Consider the following 21,936-nt stretch of genomic DNA (forward strand, 5'->3'; position numbering starts at 1 on the left):
CCAAGACCTCCATGGATTCCGTGTCCAAAAAGACACCGGACTCCATGTCCAAAAACCCTATGGACATAACAGAAAGCTGCTACCAGAAGGCTAGGCCAGCGCGGCATTGAGGGCCGCGAGCATCTCCGTGCGCGGAGCGGTATGGCCAGTAAACTGCTCGAATTGCGAGAAGGCCTGGTGTGCCAACATGATGTGGCCGCCAACAGTGGCAAAACCATCGGCAGCCGCATACACGGTAAGCGGCGTGGGCCAGGGATCATAGATGACGTCAAACACAGGAGCCTTCGCTAGCTGTGTGAGATGGCTATCTAGGGCCGCCGAGGGAACGGTCGAGACAATGAGATCGACCGAACAGGCCACGCCTACGAGGTCCTCGGTGAAGGTGATGGCTCGGAGGTTGAGCCCGAGGGCGTCGGCAAGCGGGCACAACTCCGCGAGGCGATCCGAGCGGTTGAGCACCGTGACATCCGTGACGCCGCGCTGGGCCAACCCCCACAGCACTGGGCGTGCAGTGCCACCTGCGCCAATAAGCAAGGCCGACGTTAGTTCTGCCTCGCCGAGCAGTTCCGCAAGCGCGCCGAGCACCCCTTCGGTATCGGTATTATCCGCCCGCCACCCGTCATCAGTACGCACGAGGGTGTTGGCTGAGCCGATGAGTTCAGCGCGCTCGCTTACGATATCCGCACACGTCAGGGCATCGAATTTGAGCGGCATCGTTACCGAGAAGCCGAGGTACTCCTCACCTACCGTCGCCAAGAAGGCCGGCAAGTCAGTGACGTCGAACTTCGTGTACTCCCAGTCCTCAAGCTGCAACGCGGCATAGCCCGCATTGTGAAGAACCGGGGACAGCGAGTGGGCAATGGGGCTGCCCAGGACTGCGGCGCGCGGCATCGGAACTACTGTTCCTCTGCGGGTGCGTCGTCTGGTGCAGCACCAGCGCCCTCGCCCTCACGCTGGCTGTCGAGGATACCGGAGCGTACTGCGTCGTCGACGTTGGCTAAGTGCTCATCGTAGTTATCGGTAAACACCGTGGTGCCCTCACTGTCAACGGTGACGAAGAAGAGCCAGTTGCCCTCCGCCGGGTTCTCCATTGCTTCAATGGCCTCATTGGAGGGCGAGGCAATCGGAGTATCCGGAAGACCATCCTTAGCGTAGGTATTCCACGGCGTCTCGCGGTGACGATCATCGTCGGTGGTCGCCAGCTCAACGTCCTCCAGGCCATAGTTCACCGTGGAGTCCATCTCGAGGCGCATAGGTTCATCAAGACGGTTGAGGATAACGCGGGCAACCTTATCGAATTCGCCTGCCGGGGACTCGCGCTCTACCAAGGACGCAGAGGACAACAACTCATAGGGAGTCAGACCAATGGCCTGGGCACGCTCAACAATATTGGTGTCGTTGTACTTCTTCGTTGAGCGCGTAATGAGGTCAGTGAGGATTTCCTGGGCATCCATGTTTGGGTCAAGAACGTACTGACCAGGGGCAATGAGCCCCTCCAGACGCTTCGGGTCCTCACCGCGAGCACGGACAGCATCCAGGGCCCACTCCGGGGCTCCCAGCTCCGCCGGATCCACAGTCGCGGCGATCTTCTCCAAATCCTCAGCGGAAACGCAGCCGCCCTCCGTGCACGAGACCTGGGAAATCAGCGAGTAGATACCATAGCGGACATCGCCGCCGACCACGTTGACGTCGAGAAGCGTGGCTCCTCCCTGGACGTCGAGCAGATCGACCATGTTGGCATCATCCAGCAGCGCCTCCACGGCTGACTTCGCGCTCATCTCTTCCTGAAGGCGGTAAAAGCCCGGCTTGATCTGGCCTGCGCGCGGATTGCTATTGGCAGCTGATGAGAAGGCCTCCGGGGTCTTGACCACGTTTCTTTCCGCAAGTTCTGGGGCCAGCTCACCCATCGACGATCCTTCCGGAACCTCAATGAGCTGGACCACGCCATTACCTTGGCCTTCGTAATCCAAGCTGCTGCCTCCTCCTAAAAGGCGGAATCCGATGTAGCCAAGAGCGCCGATGATAAGGACCAAGCTGGCAATGAGCACAGCCATTCCGCGTTGGCGGCGTTCGACGTGGTGGGGCTCCATCGAGCGTCCGATGCGTGAAGGGTTACGGCTCACGTACTTCGTCTCCTAGTTGTGAAGGCTGGTGGCCGTTCAACGCGACATCGCGCGCATCCAGCCAAGATTGCAAAATTTCCACGGCAGCAGCTTGGTCAATAACCGAGCGGCCACGCTTCTCTGATACACCAGAGGCCCGCAGCGCAGAGGTGGCCACCACCGTGGTGAGGCGTTCATCCACCATGCGCACGGGCGGAGGTGTCTTCATCGTGTCATCTTTTGCCAAGCGGCGGCGGATACGAAACGCTATTTCCTTGGCATGTTTCACGCTTTTAGAGCCATTGCCCTTGAGATCCCGCGGCAACCCAACGGCTACCTCCACAACCTCGTACTCGCGAATGAGCTGAAGAAGACGGTCAATATCGCCCTGATCGCGGTCCTTAAAGCCGGTTTCGCGCCGCACGGTTTCCACTGGCATGGCCAAGCGGGCTTCGCGGTCTGAGACGGCAACGCCGATACGCACAGTTCCGACGTCGAGGCCCAGACGGCGGCCTGGGCCCGGGTCCTCTACTCCAGGTTTGTCCGGCTCAACGGCCATGCAGTTCCTCCTCTGGGCTGGGGCGGCGTTTACAGGGCAGACAGCTCGTCACGTACGGCGTTGAAGGCTGCCTCAAGACCTGCGGCGTCGGCACCGGAGCCCTGGGCCATGTCGGGCTTGCCGCCGCCCTTGCCGTCGACATAGCCAGAGATGGTCTTCACCAGGTCTCCTGCCTTCACACCGCGTTCGTTAGCGGCCTTGGTAGCGCCGACGATGAACGGCATCTTGCCGCCTTCGTTCTCAGAGGCGAGAACCACGATGCCTGCGGCATCACCCAGGCGGTTCTTGATATCGGAGGCCAAGGTGCGCAAGTCGCCACCGTTGACGCCGTTGGGTAGCTTGACAGAAATAACGGAGAAACCGTTAATGTCGGTCGCACCCGCAATCATGTCCGCGGTTTGGGACATGAGCTGGGCCTTGTGCAGGTCAGCGATCTGCTTCTCTGCTGCCTTGAGCTTCTCGGTGAGCTGAGCAATACGTTCTGGGAGGTCCTCAGTCTGAACCTTAAGCTCGCGGGATACACCTTCCACTAAAGCGGTTTCCTTGGAGTAGTAGCGGAATGCATCCAAGCCCGAATAAGCCTCGATGCGGCGCGCGCCAGAGCCCACGGAGGATTCTCCCAGTACGGAGACAGGGCCGATTTCGGACGTGTTGGTCACGTGAGTACCGCCACAGAGCTCGATAGAGAAAGGACCGCCCATCTCCACAACGCGGACATCGGAACCGTAGTTTTCCCCAAAGAGCGCCATGGCGCCCATGTCCTTGGCTTTATCCAGGGTGGTCTCGATGGTGTGGACTGGGAAATGCTGGTCGACGGCCTGGTTGGTCACCAGGGCGATCTCCTCCAGCTGTTCCGGGGTGAGCTGCTCGGTGTAGTTGAAATCGAAGCGCAGGTAGCCTGGTCGGTTCAAGGAGCCAGCCTGGACTGCGGTGGGGCCAAGCACCTGGCGCAGGGCAGCGTGGATGAGGTGGGTTGCGGAGTGCGCCTGGACGGCTCCGTGGCGCCATTGCTCATCCACCTCAGCGGTAACACCGCTGCCCAGTTCGAGTCCGCCGGAGGTCACAGTGGCCTTGTGAACCCACAGCTTCTTGCCTACCTTCTGGACGTCATTGACCTCAAGCAGGGTCTCCCCCGCGAGGATGCGGCCGCGGTCAGCGGTCTGGCCGCCGGCCTCGGCGTAGAGCGGTGACTGGTCCAAGATCACCTCAACGGTATCTCCCGCCTGAACCTCGGAAACCTTTTCGCCATCGCGAACGAGGCCGATGACCTTGGCATCGGACTCAAGGGTCTCATAGCCAGTAAAGACGGTCGGATTGTTATCGACCCAGTCGCGGTAGAGCGAGAGGTCTGCGTGGCCATGCTTCTTAGCTTGGCTATCGGCCTTGGCGCGGCGGCGCTGCTCACCCATAGCGGCATCAAAGCCGTCCATGTCTACGCTGAGGCCGGCTTCCTGGGCCATCTCAAGCGTCAGGTCGATGGGGAAACCATAGGTATCGTGCAGCTCAAAGGCCTTCTCTCCGGACAGCACCTTCGGGGTGGCCGCGCGGGAGGTGTTCTTGAGCTCATCCACGGCTTCGTCGAAAAGCTTGGTGCCGGATTCCAGGGTCTTAAGGAAGGCCTTTTCCTCTGCCACGGCCACGCGCAGGATGCGCTCGCGGTTGTCTGCGATCTCGGGGTAGGACGGAGTCATGGTGTCCATGATGGTGTTCATCAAGCGTTCCATGGTCTCACCCTGGGCTCCGAGCAACTTGGCGGACCGGATGATGCGGCGCAGTAGGCGGCGCAGGATGTAGCCGCGGCCTTCATTACCCGGGGTCACTCCGTCGAGGATCAGCATCATGCCGGTACGCGAGTGGTCAGCCACTACGCGGAAGCGGATGAGGTCCTCCTTCGGTGCATCCGGAACGTACGTCGCACCGGTAAGCTCCTCAGCTACGTCGATCACCGGGCGCAGCAGATCCGTCTCATAGACGTTGTCCACGCCCTGCAGGATGCAGGCCACGCGCTCGATTCCCATGCCGGTATCGATGTTCTTCTTGGGCAGCTCGCCGACGATCTCAAAGTTGCCTTTGCCAATGCCCTCGCCACGCTCGTTCTGCATGAAGACAAGGTTCCAGATCTCCATGTAGCGGTTATCATCCTCGATGGGGCCGCCGTCCTTGCCGTACTCCGGGCCGCGGTCATAGTAAATCTCAGAACACGGACCACACGGTCCAGGGATACCCATGGACCAGTAGTTGTCCTCCATGCCGAGGCGCTGAATGCGCTCGCGGGGAACACCAATCTTGGTATGCCAGATATCGGCTGCCTCATCGTCATCGAGGTAGACCGTAACCCACAGGCGCTCTGGGTCAAGGCCCAAACCGCCCTCGTCAAGGGAGTTTGTCAGCAGCGTCCAGGCGTGGGTAATAGCGCCTTCCTTGAAGTACTGACCGAAGGAAAAGTTACCCGCCATCTGGAAGAAAGTGTTGTGACGGGTGGTGATACCTACCTCTTCGATGTCCAGGGTGCGCACGCACTTCTGGATGCTGGTAGCGGTGCCATTGGCAAAAGGCGGGTTCTGCTGGCCCAGGAAGTAGGGCTTGAAGGGAACCATGCCGGCGTTGACGAAGAGCAGGTTCGGGTCATCCAGGATCAGCGACGCGCTGGGCACGGCTTCGTGGCCGGCCTTGACGAAGTGCTGGGTAAAGCGTTCCCGGATCTCATGAGTCTTCACGAGCAAAAGTCCTTCACTGTTGAGTCGTTTCTAGTCAGCGCTCAACTTTACCCGTCGTGGGGCGTGCTTATCGACGCCGCCCCCGAATGATGTCCCGCAATCTTCCCAAATAGTCATGCACGCGCTTTTCCGCGCCGTGGTCGGTGGGGTGATAATACGTGGCGTCACCAAGCCCATCCGGCAAGTACTGCTGCGCGACGACTCCCCGGGGATCATCGTGTGGGTAGATGTAGCCCACCGCATTGCCTAGACGCTTAGCCCCTTCGTAGTGACCATCACGCAGATGAGCGGGTACATGGCCAATCTTGCCGGCTTGAACATCGGCCTGCGCCGCATTAATGGCGTTGACAACGGAATTAGACTTTGGTGCGGTAGCCAGGTGGATGGTGGCTTGGGCCAGCGGTATGCGGGCTTCTGGCAGTCCGATGAGCGCTGCGGCCTCCGCGGCAGCCACCGCGGTGGGAAGGGCCGTGGGATCCGCCATGCCGATGTCTTCAGAGGCATGGATGATAAGCCTGCGAGCAATAAACCGGGGGTCTTCCCCTGCCTCGACCATGCGGGCAAGGTAATGCAACGCTGCGTCGACATCAGAGCCGCGGATGGACTTGATAAAGGCGGACACCACGTCATAGTGCTGGTCGCCGTCGCGGTCATAACGAACGACTGCGCGATTAACGTTCGCGGTGAGAACCTCACTTGTCAGTTCCCCGCCATCCGGTACGGCCTCCGCTGCGGCTTCCAAGTAGGTCAACGTGCGACGGGCGTCTCCCCCAGCCAGCAACACGAGCTGATCCAAGGCTTCGTCGCTTGCGGTGATACGCCCATCCAATCCCCGCTCGCTGGTGAGCGCACGTTCGGCGAGGGTACGAAGGGCAGCATCATCAAGCGGCTGCAAATGGCACAGAAGGGAGCGCGATAGCAACGGCGCTACGACTGAAAATGAGGGGTTCTCCGTGGTAGCAGCCACGAGGAGGACGGTGCGGTTTTCGACGGCAGCCAGCAACGCATCCTGCTGAGTCTTAGAAAAGCGGTGAACCTCGTCGATGAAGAGGACGGTACGGCGGCCTTCGATCAACTCACGACGGGCGTGCGTAATAACCTCACGGACTTGTTTGACGCCAGAATCCAGGGCAGAAAGGCCAATGAAGTTATCGCCCAGGGAGGATGCGATGAGGGACGCCAGGGTGGTTTTACCTGTACCCGGAGGGCCGTAGAGAATAACGGAGGCTTCCCCGGAACCTTCCACGAGACGGCGCAGCGGAGTGCCCGGTTCCAGAAGGTGCTCCTGCCCCACTACCTCATCAAGGCTCTGCGGGCGCATACGAGCAGCGAGGGGCGAGCCGGAGTGCGTAGCAAACATGTCGGCGCCCGCCGCAGCAGGCCGGTGCGTGGCGGCATCATCGCCGAAGAGGGAACCCTGACCCATTAGGAATCCTGCAAACGCTGAGCGACGCGGCCGCTAAACGCCGCAACGTCGGCGCACACGTCATTAGGGCACAGCGCAGCAAAACGTGACAGTGCCTCGAAGGTCTCATACAGGTCGCGCCGAATCAGGTGTTCATCGTCGGTGAAGGGGCCCCGATCCGATGGCCGCAGGAGTGAGCGCTGCGGGTCATGGTAGATGTCCGCATTGCCTTCCGACAAGGCCACCACACCTTCGATGCCGCCAGCGTACATCGTGGTCACGCTGGAAAAGGCCCAGCCAATAAGGCAGGCGACGAGCAGCTCATGCAATGTTTGTTCATCCGCCAACTGCGGCCAGACATCGACGATGCGTCGTTGCCAGGCGTGAATAAATACCTCTGCTTCCTCATCGCTAATGGGACGCGTGAAAAGGAACTGCGGGAAGCCGGCCACCACGCAAGCCACGTCAAAGCCGACGTTGCGGAAACCTGCCCACTCGTAGTCCAAGAAGGTCAGGGTGTGTCCAACAATGATGTTGTCTGGGGAGAGGTCAAAAGGGGTAAAGGCGCGGATTCGTCCCGAGCTCAGGTTCCCAGTAGCTGTGCGGGCCAACTCCAGCACGTGTTCCGGGGGTTCTATACCGGCTTCGGTGAGGATATCAGCGCCGATGAGGATAGAGCTTTGCAGAGAGTCATCACGCAGCGCTTGGTGCTCGGCATACTCTGGGTGCTTGCGCAGCTGACGATTGAGCAACGCATCATAATCCTCTTTGCGGCTAGCCGTTCCCGCATGCATCTTGCCGAGCGCGCTGCCGAGCCCGCGTAGCAGGTCGCGGCGCTCGTCCTCTCCGCTTCGCGTCAGGGTATCGGCAAGAGTATCGCCATCGCCAGCATCAGACAGCACGAGAATGCGCTTGTCAACGTCATGCGCCAACAGTACCGGCCCCGGGCGCACCTCCTCCGACAACGAGGTGGTGAATTGATATGCCACTACCTCGCGCAAGAGGGCAGCGTCATCGATGGTGTGGCCGGTAACCGGGTTGTATTTGATGACGACCGAGCGGTGCGGAAAGAAGGCACTCGGCGTGGTTCGTGCGCGCAGCACAACGGCGTTGCCAGAACCGCTGAGGGTTTCAATATCGCTCAGTTCCGGTTCACCGCCGAAACGGCGGGACAGCATCTGCGATGCTTCCTCGACCACGCGGTTTTCGATTGATTCCTGCTCCACAGCATTCACTGGCTTGTCTGCCTCCACTCGTCATTGGCCCAACCATGATACTCGCCTTGCAGCCACGAGGCATGGCGAGCATCATCAGCAAGGATGCACCCTCGCTTCGAACGCGGCCTAAGGACGTCCACGTGATTGTCGGGGAGGGCTGCGCTTACAGCCTCCCCTCGATAGCGGCCTATTCTGCCTTGGCCTCAGCCTGTGCAGCCTTATCAGCCTTGGCGGCCTTCTCCGGCTTGAAATCGACACCGGTTTCCTTGCGCTGTGCCGCCGGGATGGTACCGGGAGCGTCAGTCAGCGGGTCAACGCCACCGCCGGACTTCGGGAAGGCAATGACGTCACGGATGGAGTCAAAGCCGCCCAGCAGGGAGACGATACGGTCCCAGCCGAAGGCGATGCCGCCGTGCGGCGGGGCACCGAACTGGAATGCGTCGAGAAGGAAGCCGAACTTCTCCTGGGCTTCTTCCTCACCAATACCCATCACGTCGAAGACACGCTTCTGCACGTCCTGATTATGGATACGGATGGAACCGCCGCCAATCTCGTTGCCGTTGCAGACAATGTCATAGGCATACGCCAGGGCCTCGCCCGGCTCCTTGTCGAAGGTATCGAGGTATTCCGGCTTCGGGGAGGTAAAGGCGTGGTGAACAGCGGTCCACTTGGAGTGGCCCAGAGCAACATCGCCGGACGCGGTGGCATCAGCGGAAGGCTCAAAGAGCGGCGCGTCAACAACCCAAGTAAAGGCCCAGTCGCCGTCCTTGATGAGATCGAGCTTCTTAGCAATCTCGCCACGTGCCGCTCCCAGCAGCGCGCGAGAAGACTTGGTGTCGCCCGCAGCGAAGAAAATCGCGTCACCCGGCTTGGCACCAACGTGCTCCGCAATGCCCTCGCGCTCGGCATCGGTGATGTTCTTAGCCACCGGACCACCCAAGGTGCCGTCCTCGGCGATGGTGATGTAGGCAAGCCCCTTGGCGCCGCGCTGCTTGGCCCATTCCTGCCAGGCATCGAACTGGCGGCGTGGCTGAGAAGCGCCACCTTCCATGACGACAGCGCCGACGTACTCGTTCTGGAATACGCGGAAAGTGGTGTCCTTGAAGAAGTCGGTGCACTCCACGATCTTGATGTCAAAGCGCAGGTCCGGCTTGTCAGAGCCGTAGTACTTCATGGCATCGGCGTAGGTCATGCGCGGAATCGGGGTCTTGATCTCGTAGCCGATGAGCTTCCACAGAGCGGAAACAATTTCTTCTGCCAAGGCGATGACATCGTCCTGATCAACGAAGGACATCTCCACATCGAGCTGAGTGAACTCCGGCTGGCGGTCAGCGCGGAAATCCTCGTCGCGGTAGCAGCGAGCGATCTGGTAGTAGCGCTCCATGCCAGACACCATGAGCAGCTGCTTGAACAGCTGCGGAGACTGCGGCAGGGCGTACCAGCTGCCCGGCTTCAGACGCGCCGGAACCAGGAAGTCACGAGCACCTTCCGGGGTGGAACGGGTCAGAGTAGGAGTCTCAATCTCGGTGAAGTCGTGGCTATCCAGCACCTGGCGGGCTGCACGGTTGGCTGCAGAACGCAGGCGCAGGGCCTCAGCCTGGCGCTCGCGACGCAAATCCAGGTAACGGTACTTCAGGCGAGTCTCTTCGCCTACCTCACCGGAGGAAGAGGGGTCATCGATCTGGAACGGGAGCGCTGCAGACGTGTTGAGCACCTCGAGCTCGGTGACGTTGACTTCAATTTCACCAGAGGCAAGGTTCGGGTTTGCAGAGCCTTCCGGGCGGGGCTCAACCACGCCTGTGACCTTCACGCAGTACTCAGAGCGCAGGTCGTGAGCGCGTTCGGCCACCTCGGTTTCGCGGAAGACTACCTGGGCAACGCCGGAGCGGTCACGCAGGTCGATGAAGATAACACCGCCATGGTCGCGGCGACGGGCCACCCAACCAGTCAGCGTGACGGTCTCCCCCGCCATCTCCTTGCGCAGTTCGCCTGCTAGATGTGTACGCAGCACGTTCGTTCAATCCCTTCTTATTGTTGACGCTCATGCCCACCCACGCCACGCGTAAACAGCACGCGCCGAGGAGCACAAGAATTTGAACAGCCCAAGTCTACCGCTCCCTCCAGACACGCTCAGCTCTGGGGGCACAGGCGCCGCCAATGACGCAGCTCCCCATGAAGCACAGCCAAGCTCCGTCGCGTGTGGCAGAATCTGTTCCATGACTTTCAAATCTGGCGCAAGTTTCGACGGCAAGCGAGCCAGCTCAGGCGGTGGCGGCCGTGGCGGAATGATTGCTACCGGCGGCGGCGTGGGCTCCCTCCTCCTTATTGGCCTGTACCTCCTGCTAGGCGGCGACCCGGGAGCGCTCACCACTGATCAAACACAGCCTGACCAAACTCAGGTGGGTCCCGAAGAAGGCGGCGAGGATGCCTTCGCACACTGCCAGACTGCAGAAGACGGCAACAAGTACGACGATTGCCGTGTCATGTTTGCGGCACAGTCAGTAGATAAAGTCTGGGCGAAGCAGCTTCCGGAGCAGGCGGGCTTGGAGTATTCCGAGCCTGGCCGCGTCATTTTCAACAACACGACGGTCTCTGGGTGTGGCCAGGCTTCCGGCGCTACCGGCCCCTTCTACTGCCCTGCTGACGAGTCTGCCTATTTCGACACCGCGTTCTTTGATCAGCTTCGCAACTTCGGAGGCGAGAATGCGCCGCTGGCACAGATGTACATCGTCGCTCACGAATTTGGTCACCACATCCAAAAACTTGAAGGAACGCTGAGCCTTTCCAACTACAACGACCCCGGCGAGGACTCCAATGCGGTTAAGATCGAGCTGCAGGCAGATTGCTATGCAGGCCTGTGGGCACACTACGCCGATGAGGGCGATGATGCCCTCCTAGAAACCATCACTGAGCAACAGGTCACCGATGCTGTTAATACTGCGCGCGCGGTGGGCGATGACAACATTCAGCGTCGTTCCGGCGGCGAGGTACGCCCCGATACGTGGACGCATGGCTCCTCCGAGGACCGCGCCAAGGCCTTCTTGGCGGGCTACGAGTCCGGCAAAATGGCGCAATGCGACACGTTGGAGCGTGGAGTCTACAAGTCCTAGCTGTAATTAAGCTGGCGCGCCAGCAGCCTTGCCTTCCTTAGCCTTGCCTTCTCTCTCACTGTGCACACCCTTGTTTAAACAGGGCTGTGCACATTTTTCGTGTGAAACGAGGATTGTCACAAGGTGTGGCAACCACGCACACCCGCAGGGGCATTTACTCAATAAGATTTAGGACTGCCGACATAGCTCGTTCACTTTCTGGCCACCTAGGTTTCTTACGCTATCCAAGTTCCCGCTGGCTCGTGGTGGGTACCGCTCTATCTTTTATTACTTCATTGAGCCCGCGATTCACCTCGCTAGGCTCTGTTTTCAGAAAGGAACGACGTTTTGAGCACCGCCACACCGACGATGCCGGACCTCGAGACCGTGAACGGCAAGAACAGGGATTGGATCTGGCACCTGTTCTTCGGCGTTCTCACCGCCGGAACTCTCATCTTCTTTATCATTTGGGGCAACGGCGAGGTTGCCGAAGGCGCCAACCGCATCCTTTTGGTCACCGCCATCGTCTTCGCCCTCTTCATGGCCTTCAACATCGGTGGCAATGACGTAGCCAACTCCTTCGGTACCTCCGTAGGTGCCGGCACCCTGTCCATGAAGCAGGCCTTGGCCGTGGCAGCCGTCTTCGAGGTCTCCGGCGCTATTCTCGCCGGTGGTGAGGTCACGGATACCGTGCGATCCGGCATCGTTGACCTAGACGCCATCGACGGTTTGGACCCAATGGAGTTTGTCTACATCATGATGTCCTCGCTCCTCGGTGCAGCCATCTGGCTTCTCGTCGCCACCCGCATGGGCTGGCCAGTGTCGACGACTCACTCCATCGTCGGCGGTATTGTCGGCGCTGCGCTTACCGTTGGCTTCATCACCGGCAAGGGCGGTATGGACATGGTTCAGTGGGGCGGCATCGGCACCATCGCCTTCTCGTGGGTTCTCTCCCCGGTCCTCGGCGGTATCGCAGCCTACCTGCTGTTCAAGTGGATTAAGACCTCCATCCTCGTCTACAACGAGGCAGCTGATGAGCGTCTACGTGAAATCAAGACCCGCCGCGCAGAGCTGCGCAAGGAGCACAAGACCCGCTTCGAGCGCATGAACGAGCTGCAGCAGATTTCCTACACCAACGCCATGGCTCGTGACGCAGCACTGACGTCCGAGGATGATTACGACCCCGATGCTCTAGAGTCCGAGTACTACCGCGACCTGCACGAAATCAACAAGGACTTGGATGATGTTCACGCGCACAAGGCACTCGAGAACTGGGTCCCGCTGCTCGCCGCTCTAGGCGCCATCATCATTTCCGCGATGGTGCTGTTCAAGGGACTTAAGCACACCGGCGTGGACTTCTCCACCCTGCAGAACCTCCTCGTCATGGGCATGGTCGGTGCGGCGGTCTGGATGGCCGTGTTCATTTTCGCTCGTTCCCTGAAGAACAAGTCCCTGTCTCGTTCGACCTTCCTTCTCTTCTCTTGGATGCAGGTCTTTACTGCGTCTGCCTTCGCGTTCTCCCACGGTTCGAACGATATCGCTAACGCTATTGGCCCATTTGCCGCAGTCTTTGACGTGATGAAAACCAACCAAATTTCGGACGAGGTGTCCGTGCCGCTACCAGTCATGATTGCCATGGGCATTGCCCTGGTGTCCGGTTTGTGGTTCATTGGCCGCTTCGTTATCCAGACTGTCGGTTCCGGACTGACCAAGATGCACCCATCCTCGGGTTTCGCCGCCGAGCTGGCAGCTGCCGCCGTGGTTATGGCCGCGTCTTTGCTGGGTCTGCCGGTCTCCTCCACGCACATCCTCATTGGTGCTGTGTTGGGCGTGGGCATTGTCAACCGTGCCGCCAACTGGAATCTGATGAAGCCCATCGCCCTGGCGTGGGTCATCACCCTGCCGGCCGCTGCGGCTATCGCCGCCGTGACCGTCTCCATCCTGCGCGTGGTCTTCTAAGCTACCGCTTTTCCGCACACCGCCGCGAATCCGCACGGATTCTCGCGGCGGTGTCGCCGTTTTCGAAGCGCCCCACCCACAGCGCCGTCCGTACACTGGGGCACTATGAGCGAGAACTCCTTGACGCGCTTCTTTGCGGCCTTCAACGACATTGAACAGTTCCTGCGCCAGGCCATTGGCGCGAAGAATTCAGATTCTTTCTGGTGGATGGTCGATCGCGCCCACGACAAACACCTCCTCAGCAAGCGCCAAGCCGAGCAGCTCAAGGATATTTCCAACCTGCGCAACGCCATCGCGCATGGCCGCTACTACGACGACGAGCCCATCGCTACCCCGCACCCGCAAGTCGTCAACCAACTGGAAAACCTTCAGCGCCTGCTCACGGACCCGCCCACCGCGCTATCGCTTCTACCCCACAACGAGGTGACGATTCTAGATCCTGACGCAGATATCCTCGACGCCCTCGCTCTCATCAACAAGACCGGATACTCGCAAATCCCCATTTATGACTCCGGTAAATTTACTGCACTGCTGACCACCAATGCCATCGCGCGGTGGGTAGCGGCAGATTTGGGGGATGATGGGGCGATTGGTGAGGCGTCGGTAAGCACAGTGCTCGCCATGACGGAGCGCAAGGACCGCGCTGAGTTCCTGCCCCGCTCCGCCACGGCGCAGGAGGTCGTCGATGCCCTCACCGAACCGGCCAAGGACGGCACGCACCCCAGCGCGGTTCTCCTCACTGAACACGGCAAACCTTCGCAGCGCCCAGTGGCCATCGCTACACCGGCGGACCTTGCCGTGCTTGTCGACGCCCTCGAGTGGGAATAATCCCTCACCCCGCCCTTGTTGTCATGTCACAGAAAGGAGCTTGGCATGCAATTCGGAATCTTTACCGTGGGTGACGTCACGCAAGACCCCACAACTGGAACCACCCCCACTGAGGCAGAACGCATCCGCGCCATTACTGAGATCGCACTCAAGGCGGAAGAGGTGGGTCTCGACGTTTTCGCCACGGGCGAACACCACAATCCGCCTTTCGTGCCCTCCGCGCCCACGACCCATCTGGCCTACATCGCGGCCAAGACTAAACGCCTGCAGCTGTCGACGTCCACGACGCTCATCACCACCAACGACCCCGTCCGCCTCGCCGAGGATTACGCCTTCCTCCAGCACCTGGCTGACGGGCGTATCGACCTTATGCTCGGCCGTGGTAACACCGGGCCGGTCTACCCGTGGTTTGGCAAGGACATCCGCGAGGGCATCCCGCTAGCGGTGGAAAACTATCATTTGCTGCGCCGCCTCTGGCGCGAGCACAACGTGTCCTGGGAAGGAAAGTTCCGCACTCCGCTCCAAGGCTTTACCGCCACGCCAACGCCTCTCGACGGCATCCCGCCCTTCGTCTGGCACGGCTCCATCCGTTCCCCGCAGATTGCGGAGCAGGCCGCCTTCTACGGCGACGGCTTTTTCCATAACAATATCTTCTGGAACAAGGAACACACCGCGAAGATGGTGAACCTGTACCGCAACCGCTATGAATCTTATGGTCACGGTCGGGCAGACCAGGCAATTGTGGGCCTAGGCGGGCAGGTCTTCATCGGCTCCACGGAGCAGGACGCCAAGGACTTCTTCCGCCCCTACTTCGATAACGCCCCGGTCTACGGCCACGGCCCTTCGCTGGAAGAGTTCACCGTGCAAACCCCGCTGACGGTGGGAACGGTGGAACAGGTGGTGGAGCGTACACTGCAGTTTGCTGACTGGGTCGGCGACTATCAGCGCCAGCTCTTCCTCATCGATCATGCTGGGCTGCCCCAGGAGGTGGTGCTGGAGCAGATTGAGATTTTGGGGACGCAGGTTGTACCCGAGCTTCGCCGCCGCTTTGAGCTGCGCCGCCCGGATCATGTACCTTCTGACCCGCCGACGCACGCTACGCTCGCCTCATACGCTCCGCATGCATTGGTCAGCCCAGGAGAGGAGAAATAATTGCGTTCACTGGTGGTCGTCACGGCAGGTCTATCCTCACCTTCCACGACGCGTGCGCTTGCCGACGCCCTCTCCGCCGCCACCTCCTCCCAAGTCACCGCCCGCGGCGAAGGCGTGGAGGTGACGGTGCTGGAGCTGCGTGAACTTGCCGGAGAGCTAGCTGACGCAATGACCAACTGGGGCTCGCCCACCCCACACCTTGAGGAGGCGAAATCTGCCGTGATACAGGCCGATGGCCTCATCGCCGTGAGCCCAGTCTTCCAGGGCAGCTATTCGGGCCTGTTCAAGATGTTCTTCGATACGTTGGAGCCGCACGCTCTCAACGGTCTGCCTACCCTCATCGCTGCGACGGGCGGCTCCAGCCGGCACGCGCTGGTGTTGGACTACGCGCTGCGCCCACTCCTTAACTATCTGCACGCCACCGTGGTGCCTACCGGGGTTTTCCACGCCACGGAAGACTATGGCACTACGGAAGGCGCGCGCAATGAGCAACGCATCGAACGCGCCGCGCGCGAGTTGGCCGACTTGATGGTTCGTCCCCTCGACCGTGTCGCTGGCCTGGCAGGTGCGATGGACGAGAAATCCTCGGCAGTAACCGGCATCGACGCAGCTTCTGAGAGTGATTCCGACCCCACGGGATTCCGTGCGCTCCTTGCTGACCACAACGGCCAACCGGGCTAAGCAGCCGACCATGGTACTCGGTACTATCGTGAATCGATACTTATTGAATGCCACCTAAGGAGGTCTTAATGACTATTAGCGTGACCGATATTTTCTCTATTGGAATCGGCCCCTCCTCCTCACACACTGTGGGCCCCATGCGTGCCGCGAAGGCCTTTCTCGAAACGCTTGACCAGCACCCGGCGAAGGTCCACACCGAGCTGCGCGGATCACTCTCCGCTACTGGCCGCGGCCACGCCACTGACCGCGCCGTCATCCTCGGTTTGGCTGGGTGGGAACCACTCAGCGTACCGCTCGACGCCGAACCCCGCGCCGACGCCTTCATCCCCACTGAAGGCACCATCTCTGGCCCGGCAGGTGAGGTGCAGTACAGCATCGCATTCAACAACGAGCCGGTACCGGAGCACCCGAACTGTCTCATCTTTACTGCCTGGGACGAGAACGGCTCAGTTCTCGCGGAGAACGCAGAATACTTCTCCGTCGGCGGTGGCTTTATCCTGTCGCGCGCGGAATTCGATGCCGAGCTTAAGACGGACACCGGTGTTCCCTCAGGCGTCGCCGCGGCGACCGCCGAGGATACGGTTCCCTATGAGTTCCAATCCGGCGAGCACCTGCTGCATCTGTGCGAAGCCCATGACAAGGCCATTTGGGAAATTGTTGCTGCCAACGAAGCTGTCCTCCACCGCGACGAGGGCGGGCTGGATTACGTCTACAAGCACCTCGACCTCGTCTGGGACATCATGCGCGAATGCGTGACTGAGGGTATTTCCACCAAGGGAATTTTGCCTGGTGGCCTACGCGTCAATCGCCGTGCGCCACAGATGTACCAACAGCTTTTGGCCAAGCAGGACGATGAGTCCTGCGGTTTTTCCGCAATGGAATGGGTCAACCTCTATGCACTCGCTGTCAACGAGCAAAACGCCGCCGGCGGCCGCGTCATCACCGCCCCGACGAACGGTGCGTGCGGCATTATCCCCGCCGTGTTGCACTACGCCCGCGACTTCCAGTCCGACTTTACCCGCGCTGATGCCCGCCGCTACCTACTCACCGCGGGCGCCATCGGCATCATCATCAAGTCCAATGCCTCTATCTCCGGCGCAGAAGTCGGCTGTCAGGGCGAGGTCGGCTCCGCGTCCTCGATGGCCGCGGCCGGCATGGCCGAGCTCCTGGGCGCAACCCCGGCACAGGTAGAGAATGCCGCCGAAATCGCGCTTGAGCATAACCTCGGCTTGACCTGCGACCCAGTCGGCGGCCTCGTGCAGATTCCCTGCATCGAACGCAACGCCATTGGCGCGGTCAAGGCCATCAACGCTGCGCGCCTTGCCCGCATGGGTGAAGGCACGCACTACGTCACCCTCGACAACGCTGTGCGCACCATGGCCGAGACCGGCCGCGACATGCTCTCCAAGTACAAGGAGACATCTCTCGGCGGCCTGGCCAAGACGATGGGTTTCACCGTCTCCCAGGTGGAGTGCTAAACCAGCTGGCTTAGCTGCTTGACGACGTCCCCCACCGGGACGTCGTGCTGCTCATGCGCCGCCAAATCCTTGAGGGCCACGGTGCCGGCCTCAAGCTCCTGGTCGCCGAGAACTAGGGCGAAGCGCGCATTGGCGCGGTCCGCTCCCTTCATCGCGCCCTTTAGGCCGCGATCACCGAAGGACATGTCAGCGGAGATGCCAGCCTTGCGCAGATCATTAATAATGACGGCCATCTTCTTCTTGGCCGCCGCACCCATGGCCACCCCAAAGACAGCCACGCGCTCATCAACACCATCCAGCGAAATACCTTCAGCCTCAAGCGCTAGCACCGTGCGGTCCACGCCCAGACCATAGCCAATGCCGGACAGCTCCTGACCGCCCAGCTGTGCCATGAGCCCGTCGTAGCGGCCACCACCGCCGATTCCCGACTGTGCGCCAAGACCATCGTGCACGAACTCGAAGCACGTCTTGGTGTAGTAGTCGAGGCCGCGCACCATTCGCGGGTTAATGGTGTAGGCAACCCCCATGTCATCCAGTAGGCCCGTCACAGTCTCAAAGTGCTCACGGCACTCAGAGTTGAGGTGGTCGAGCATCAGGGGGGCGTCGACAAGCTGCTCCTGAACCTCCGGGCGCTTGTCATCGAGCACGCGCAGCGGGTTAAGCTCCGCACGCGCCTTAGTTTCTTCATCCAAGTCCAGCTTGAACAGGAAATCCTGCAGCTTCTCGCGGTAAGCCGGGCGGCATTCGTGGTCACCCAGGCTAGTCAGCTCCAAGCGGAACTGGCTCAGCCCCAGGCTGCGGTAGGAACGATCCGCCAGTGCAATAATCTCCGCATCCAGGGTGGGGTCATCCACACCGATAGCCTCCACGCCCACCTGCTGTAGCTGGCGGTAGCGGCCGGCCTGCGGGCGCTCATAGCGAAAGAAGGGGCCGAAGTAATTGAGCTTTACCGGCAGCTGGCCACGGTCCAGGTTGTGCTCAATGACCGCACGCATGACACCTGCGGTTCCTTCCGGGCGCAGGGTGACGGAGCGGTCGCCGCGATCGGCGAAGGTGTACATCTCCTTGGACACCACATCCGTGGATTCGCCCACGCCGCGAGCAAACAAGGACGTGTCCTCGAAGACGGGGAGCTCGATGTGCTGGAAGCCGGACAGGTGTGCCTGATGCACAAAAGTCTCACGCACCTTGGCAAAGGTGGCCGATTGCGGCGGGACGTAGTCCGGCACGCCCTTGGGCGCGGACAGGGCTTTGAACTGCTTCTTATCACTCACGCCCTTTAGAGTACATCCCCCGCCGCGATGAGAAACGGATTGGTCGCGCGCTCACGACGCATCGTCGACGTCGGACCATGGCCGGGCAGAATCGCGAGCGAGTCATCAAGTTCCCACACCGGCCCGCGCAACGAACGCTGCATCGCGGCGTGATCTGAATGCGGCAAATCCGTGCGACCAATCGAGCCCTTAAAGAGCACATCACCGGTCAGTGCAACCTCGTCGCTCACCAGCATGATGCATCCAGGCGAATGTCCTGGTGCATGGACAAGGTTGAATTCCAAGCCAGCCAAGGACAGCGTCTCACCGCCGATAAGGTCGCGGCGCTCGGCGACCTGCTTCATCGAGGCGCAGTCGAACAGTACTTGCGATTGGGGGGATACCCCGGAGCCGTCGACAAGCATGAAAGCGTCATCCGGATGGATATACACCGGCAGGTCGAACTCCGCCGCATCCCTTGTGTGGTCAATGTGACCGTGGGTAAGCACGACTGCCTCAAACTCCAGGCCCTTCTCCCCCGCGAGCTGCACGAGGCGCTCGTGGGTATGCATCCCGGGGTCCACGATGAAAGCCCGGGATTCATGAGACACAACGTACGTGTTGGTCTTGTATGGGCCCGCGGCGAAGCCGAAAATCTCCGGAGTGGTCATTTACTTCAGTGCAGCCAGCGCTGCGTCATAGTCCGGTTCGGTGGTGACCTCCGGAACGAGCTCGGTGTAGACCACGTTGTGCTCCTCATCGGTCACGATGACCGCGCGAGCAAACAGCCCCTTGAGCGGGGAGCCTTCCAAAACCAGACCAAGCTTGTCAGCAAAGTCAGAACGGAAATCCGAAGCGCTCACCACGTTCTCGATGCCTTCAGCCGCGCAGAAACGCTCCTGGGCAAAGGGCAGGTCGCGGGAGACAGACAGGACTACGGTGTTGTCCAAACCGGCAGCCTTCTCGTTGAAGGTACGCAGCTGCGCCGCGCACACACCCGTGTCCAGGGACGGGAAGCACGAGACCACCAAGCGCTTGCCAGCGAAGTCAGCCTTGGAGACCTCTTCCAAGTCAGTGCCAACGAGGGTGAAATTTGGCAGGGGCTCGCCGACCTTCGGCAGCGCCCCATTGGTCTGAGTAGGTTCGTTCTTAAAATTAACAGTAGCCATGGCACCCAAGGGTACTGACAGGTGGGGCGGCGCGCCATGAAGAACGCTCGTGAGGTTAAGATGAGTAAGTCGAAAAATCAGACCCCTGTGGAGGAAACAACGGTGCCTACCAACAGCCAGCGCCTAGATGATGCGCTCAACCAGCTCGATCGCGAGCTGAAGTCCCGCGACCGCAAGCAAAAGACCCGCCCATTGGGCGTCGTTTTTGCTGCGGCCGTTGTCATTATCGCTCTCGTCGGCGGAATCTGGTTCCTTGCCACGCGTACGGGTGATGAGGAAGAGATCCAAGCGCAGGAGACCTCGGCTGCTGAAACCACGTCTGAAGCCCCTACCGCTGAGGCGCTAATCGGCAAGCGCGAAAAGCCCCTCGGTGAAACCGTGACCTGTGAATACACAGAGACTGGTGACGCCGCCCGTGACGTCGCCACCCCTAAAGGCAAAGACATTCCGGCCAAGGGAGAAGTGACCGTTAACTTCGCCACCAAGCAAGGCGACATCGAGATGACCCTCGATCGTTCCCTGGCTCCCTGCACGGTCAACGCTATTACGGACATGATTTCGGCTGAGTACTACGACGACACCGTATGCCACCGCATGACCGATGGTGGAATCTTTGTCCTGCAGTGTGGCGACCCGACCGGCCAGGGTGCTGGCGGTCCGGGTTTCCAGTTCGCCAACGAGTACCCAACTGATGAGGCTGACGACGAAGCCCTCGGCAAGACTGTCCTCTACCCGAAGGGTTCCCTCGCCATGGCTCACGCTGGGCCAGATACCAACGGCTCCCAGTTCTTCATTAACTACAAGGACTCTGAGCTGCCACCTGCCTACACGTACTTCGGTAACCTCACCGCCAAGGGTCAGAAGACTATCGACGCCATTGCTGAGAAGGGCGTCAAAGATGGCGCCGGAGACGGCGAACCAGCCGAGGAGGTTCGCATCACCAAGGCCACCATCGAAAGCTAGCGTTCACCCCCAATACGGTGATTAACCCCGCTCCCAGGTTGTGAGCGGGGGTTCTCCTTAGAATCCGAGGTATCATTTCTCTTCTGAGAATTTCTTAGCCTTGAGCTGTTCCTTTACCTCGCATTAACCTAAGCTGTTCCGGGCCCAATTGGAAAGCCCAGCTCACATCATGCAGGCAGTTGATTCACAGGGTGAAGAACTTTTTGACAAATCTCTTGCATATCAACTGGAGTCTCAGTAGCATCTGTGAGGTCTTTGAAATTCCCGAGATATAAAAGGAACGAGAATGAAGTTCTTCTCCCGTAAGGCCCTCGTAGCCGCCGCTACCGCAGCTACCGTTTCCCTGGCTGGCGTGTCCGTTGCTTCCGCTGAGACCACCACCGAGGAGACCAACTCCACCGCTACCGAGAACACCACCTCCGAGGACAACACCACCTCCGAGGACGACACGATCACTATCTCCGACAACGAGTCCGAGGACAACAAGAAGGACGAGTCCAAGGAGAACGAGTCTGAGGACAACAAGAAGGACGAGTCTTCCTCTTCCTCCGAGGATGAGGGTTCCTCCATCTCTGAGATGGAGCCGAAGGAGATCCGCGACTGGATCGCCGTTTTTACCGCCATCATCGGCGCCCTCGGCACTGTCTTTGCGTTCTACACCAAGTACTTCGGCCCGAAGGCCAAGTAGTTTCTTCCTCCCGCTCGATTAAGATAGGACACTCCATCATGAAGTTCTTCTCCCGTAAGTCCATCGTTGCTGCTGCTACCGCTGCAACCATCGCTTTCTCCGGCACCGCTGTTGCCACCGCTGCTCCGGCTGAGCAGGACGGTTCCTCCGCAGCTTTCTTCGCTCTTTCCTCCGACGACGAGGGCAACGTAAGCCCGAAGGAGATCCGCGAGTGGATCAAGGTCCTGACCTCCATCATTGGCGCCATGGATGACGCAATGCGTCTCGGCGACAAGCTGGCTGGCAAGTAAGGCCTTAAGCCTTTAATCCCCCGCTGCGCGCGGGGGATTTTTTCGTTTTCGAGTTGCGGGGTTGGTGGGCCTGCTTTAAGCTTCGTGGCCATGGGGGTACTAGAAACCTACTTCCACTACCGCAACTCGGGGATCGCGCTAGTGGAACAAGCATCCAGCTCACCCGACGAACTGCGCGCGCTCGGCGCCGACCCAGCCGATGCTACTGAACTTGCCCACCTTCACCGCATCTACTTCGGGCACACCCGCTTCACCGGCAAACAACGCAAAGCACGCGCTGCCGCGGTAGCACAAAAACATAGCCTTAGCATTCTTACCCTGATTGAGACCTACACCGCCAAAGTCAACAAAGACCTCGATGCCTGGAACCTACGCATAAAACTTGC

At 60.2% G+C, this 21,936-nt stretch carries 19 protein-coding genes and 1 pseudogene; 10 read left to right on the forward strand and 10 right to left on the reverse strand.

The window, feature by feature from the left end:
- Positions 1–90: 90 nt before the first annotated feature.
- The 7 genes from NX84_RS07940 to aspS form a co-directional block, all read right to left on the reverse strand.
- Complete coding sequence (locus tag NX84_RS07940) at positions 91–891, reverse strand: shikimate dehydrogenase (RefSeq protein WP_039675656.1); 801 nt, start codon at positions 889–891, stop codon at positions 91–93.
- A gap of 5 nt (positions 892–896) precedes the next feature.
- Complete coding sequence (mltG, locus tag NX84_RS07945) at positions 897–2,090, reverse strand: endolytic transglycosylase MltG (RefSeq protein WP_039675692.1); 1,194 nt, start codon at positions 2,088–2,090, stop codon at positions 897–899.
- Positions 2,091–2,112: 22 nt separating this feature from the next.
- Positions 2,113–2,661 carry a Holliday junction resolvase RuvX gene (ruvX, locus tag NX84_RS07950; RefSeq protein ID WP_039675658.1) on the reverse strand — a complete coding sequence of 183 codons (549 nt, stop codon included), beginning with the start codon at positions 2,659–2,661 and terminating at the stop codon, positions 2,113–2,115.
- A 29-nt stretch (positions 2,662–2,690) separates the two neighbouring features.
- The gene (gene alaS / locus NX84_RS07955; RefSeq protein WP_039675660.1) at positions 2,691–5,378 is read right to left on the reverse strand and encodes an alanine--tRNA ligase; all 2,688 of its coding nucleotides are present in this window, start codon (positions 5,376–5,378) and stop codon (positions 2,691–2,693) included.
- 67 nt (positions 5,379–5,445) lie between these two features.
- Positions 5,446–6,804 (reverse strand): replication-associated recombination protein A, encoded by a 1,359-nt coding sequence (locus tag NX84_RS07960; RefSeq protein ID WP_039675662.1) that lies wholly within the window; start codon positions 6,802–6,804, stop codon positions 5,446–5,448.
- The gene (locus NX84_RS07965; protein ID WP_052319715.1) at positions 6,804–7,961 is read right to left on the reverse strand and encodes a phosphotransferase family protein; all 1,158 of its coding nucleotides are present in this window, start codon (positions 7,959–7,961) and stop codon (positions 6,804–6,806) included. Before NX84_RS07965 ends, NX84_RS07960 begins: the two co-directional genes overlap by 1 nt.
- A 226-nt stretch (positions 7,962–8,187) precedes the next feature.
- Positions 8,188–10,011, reverse strand: a complete 1,824-nt coding sequence (gene aspS, locus NX84_RS07970) for an aspartate--tRNA ligase (RefSeq protein ID WP_039675665.1) — start codon at positions 10,009–10,011, stop codon at positions 8,188–8,190.
- 205 nt (positions 10,012–10,216) lie between these two features.
- Here aspS and ypfJ point away from each other — a divergent pair, with 205 nt between their 5' ends.
- From ypfJ to NX84_RS08000, 6 genes are all read left to right on the forward strand, one after another.
- The gene (gene ypfJ / locus NX84_RS07975; RefSeq protein WP_039675667.1) at positions 10,217–11,110 is read left to right on the forward strand and encodes a KPN_02809 family neutral zinc metallopeptidase; all 894 of its coding nucleotides are present in this window, start codon (positions 10,217–10,219) and stop codon (positions 11,108–11,110) included.
- 348 nt (positions 11,111–11,458) lie between these two features.
- The gene (locus NX84_RS07980) at positions 11,459–13,048 is read left to right on the forward strand and encodes an inorganic phosphate transporter (protein WP_174519868.1); all 1,590 of its coding nucleotides are present in this window, start codon (positions 11,459–11,461) and stop codon (positions 13,046–13,048) included.
- 105 nt (positions 13,049–13,153) lie between these two features.
- Positions 13,154–13,876, forward strand: a complete 723-nt coding sequence (locus NX84_RS07985) for a CBS domain-containing protein (protein ID WP_039675671.1) — start codon at positions 13,154–13,156, stop codon at positions 13,874–13,876.
- A 45-nt stretch (positions 13,877–13,921) separates the two neighbouring features.
- A complete protein-coding gene (locus tag NX84_RS07990; protein ID WP_039675673.1) occupies positions 13,922–15,028 on the forward strand; it encodes a CE1758 family FMN-dependent luciferase-like monooxygenase in 1,107 nt (368 codons plus the stop codon).
- Entirely contained in the window at positions 15,029–15,709 is a 681-nt protein-coding gene (locus NX84_RS07995) for an FMN reductase (RefSeq protein ID WP_039675676.1), read from the forward strand. It begins immediately after the preceding gene.
- A 68-nt stretch (positions 15,710–15,777) separates the two neighbouring features.
- On the forward strand, positions 15,778–17,187 hold the full coding sequence (locus tag NX84_RS08000; protein ID WP_039675678.1) for an L-serine ammonia-lyase: 1,410 nt from the start codon (positions 15,778–15,780) through the stop codon (positions 17,185–17,187).
- Here NX84_RS08000 and hisS read toward each other — a convergent pair.
- The 3 genes from hisS to tpx are packed head-to-tail and all read right to left on the reverse strand — an operon-like array spanning position 17,184 to position 19,609.
- The gene (gene hisS / locus NX84_RS08005; protein ID WP_039675680.1) at positions 17,184–18,461 is read right to left on the reverse strand and encodes a histidine--tRNA ligase; all 1,278 of its coding nucleotides are present in this window, start codon (positions 18,459–18,461) and stop codon (positions 17,184–17,186) included. The two genes, NX84_RS08000 and hisS, sit on opposite strands and share 4 nt — an antisense overlap.
- 5 nt (positions 18,462–18,466) lie before the next feature.
- On the reverse strand, positions 18,467–19,111 hold the full coding sequence (locus NX84_RS08010) for an MBL fold metallo-hydrolase (RefSeq protein WP_039675682.1): 645 nt from the start codon (positions 19,109–19,111) through the stop codon (positions 18,467–18,469).
- Positions 19,112–19,609: a thiol peroxidase gene (gene tpx, locus NX84_RS08015; protein WP_039675685.1), complete on the reverse strand. Its 498-nt coding sequence runs from the start codon at positions 19,607–19,609 to the stop codon at positions 19,112–19,114.
- Positions 19,610–19,711: 102 nt separating this feature from the next.
- Between tpx and NX84_RS08020 the strand changes: the two genes are divergently transcribed.
- The 4 genes and pseudogenes from NX84_RS08020 to NX84_RS08035 all read left to right on the forward strand — a co-directional run.
- A complete protein-coding gene (locus NX84_RS08020; protein ID WP_039675697.1) occupies positions 19,712–20,572 on the forward strand; it encodes a peptidylprolyl isomerase in 861 nt (286 codons plus the stop codon).
- 286 nt (positions 20,573–20,858) lie between these two features.
- Positions 20,859–21,260 carry a hypothetical protein gene (locus NX84_RS08025; protein WP_039675687.1) on the forward strand — a complete coding sequence of 134 codons (402 nt, stop codon included), beginning with the start codon at positions 20,859–20,861 and terminating at the stop codon, positions 21,258–21,260.
- A 38-nt stretch (positions 21,261–21,298) separates the two neighbouring features.
- Entirely contained in the window at positions 21,299–21,550 is a 252-nt protein-coding gene (locus tag NX84_RS08030) for a hypothetical protein (RefSeq protein WP_039675689.1), read from the forward strand.
- Positions 21,551–21,640: 90 nt separating this feature from the next.
- Positions 21,641–21,936, forward strand: a pseudogene (locus NX84_RS08035) (HNH endonuclease signature motif containing protein); the annotation flags it as partial.

This window comes from Corynebacterium minutissimum, assembly GCF_000805675.1.
GTDB classification, from domain to species: domain Bacteria; phylum Actinomycetota; class Actinomycetes; order Mycobacteriales; family Mycobacteriaceae; genus Corynebacterium; species Corynebacterium minutissimum.

Coding starts and splice junctions, on each gene's coding strand:
- NX84_RS07990 (WP_039675673.1), top strand. CDS start 13,922: ATGCAATTCGGAATCTTTACCGTGGGTGACGTCACGCAAGACCCCACA.
- NX84_RS08010 (WP_039675682.1), bottom strand. CDS start 19,111: ATGACCACTCCGGAGATTTTCGGCTTCGCCGCGGGCCCATACAAGACC.
- NX84_RS08000 (WP_039675678.1), top strand. CDS start 15,778: ATGACTATTAGCGTGACCGATATTTTCTCTATTGGAATCGGCCCCTCC.
- NX84_RS07960 (WP_039675662.1), bottom strand. CDS start 6,804: ATGGGTCAGGGTTCCCTCTTCGGCGATGATGCCGCCACGCACCGGCCT.
- NX84_RS07985 (WP_039675671.1), top strand. CDS start 13,154: ATGAGCGAGAACTCCTTGACGCGCTTCTTTGCGGCCTTCAACGACATT.
- NX84_RS08030 (WP_039675689.1), top strand. CDS start 21,299: ATGAAGTTCTTCTCCCGTAAGTCCATCGTTGCTGCTGCTACCGCTGCA.
- tpx (WP_039675685.1), bottom strand. CDS start 19,609: ATGGCTACTGTTAATTTTAAGAACGAACCTACTCAGACCAATGGGGCG.
- ypfJ (WP_039675667.1), top strand. CDS start 10,217: ATGACTTTCAAATCTGGCGCAAGTTTCGACGGCAAGCGAGCCAGCTCA.
- NX84_RS07965 (WP_052319715.1), bottom strand. CDS start 7,961: ATGCTGTCCCGCCGTTTCGGCGGTGAACCGGAACTGAGCGATATTGAA.
- ruvX (WP_039675658.1), bottom strand. CDS start 2,661: ATGGCCGTTGAGCCGGACAAACCTGGAGTAGAGGACCCGGGCCCAGGC.
- NX84_RS07980 (WP_174519868.1), top strand. CDS start 11,459: ATGCCGGACCTCGAGACCGTGAACGGCAAGAACAGGGATTGGATCTGG.
- mltG (WP_039675692.1), bottom strand. CDS start 2,090: ATGGAGCCCCACCACGTCGAACGCCGCCAACGCGGAATGGCTGTGCTC.
- NX84_RS07940 (WP_039675656.1), bottom strand. CDS start 891: ATGCCGCGCGCCGCAGTCCTGGGCAGCCCCATTGCCCACTCGCTGTCC.
- NX84_RS08025 (WP_039675687.1), top strand. CDS start 20,859: ATGAAGTTCTTCTCCCGTAAGGCCCTCGTAGCCGCCGCTACCGCAGCT.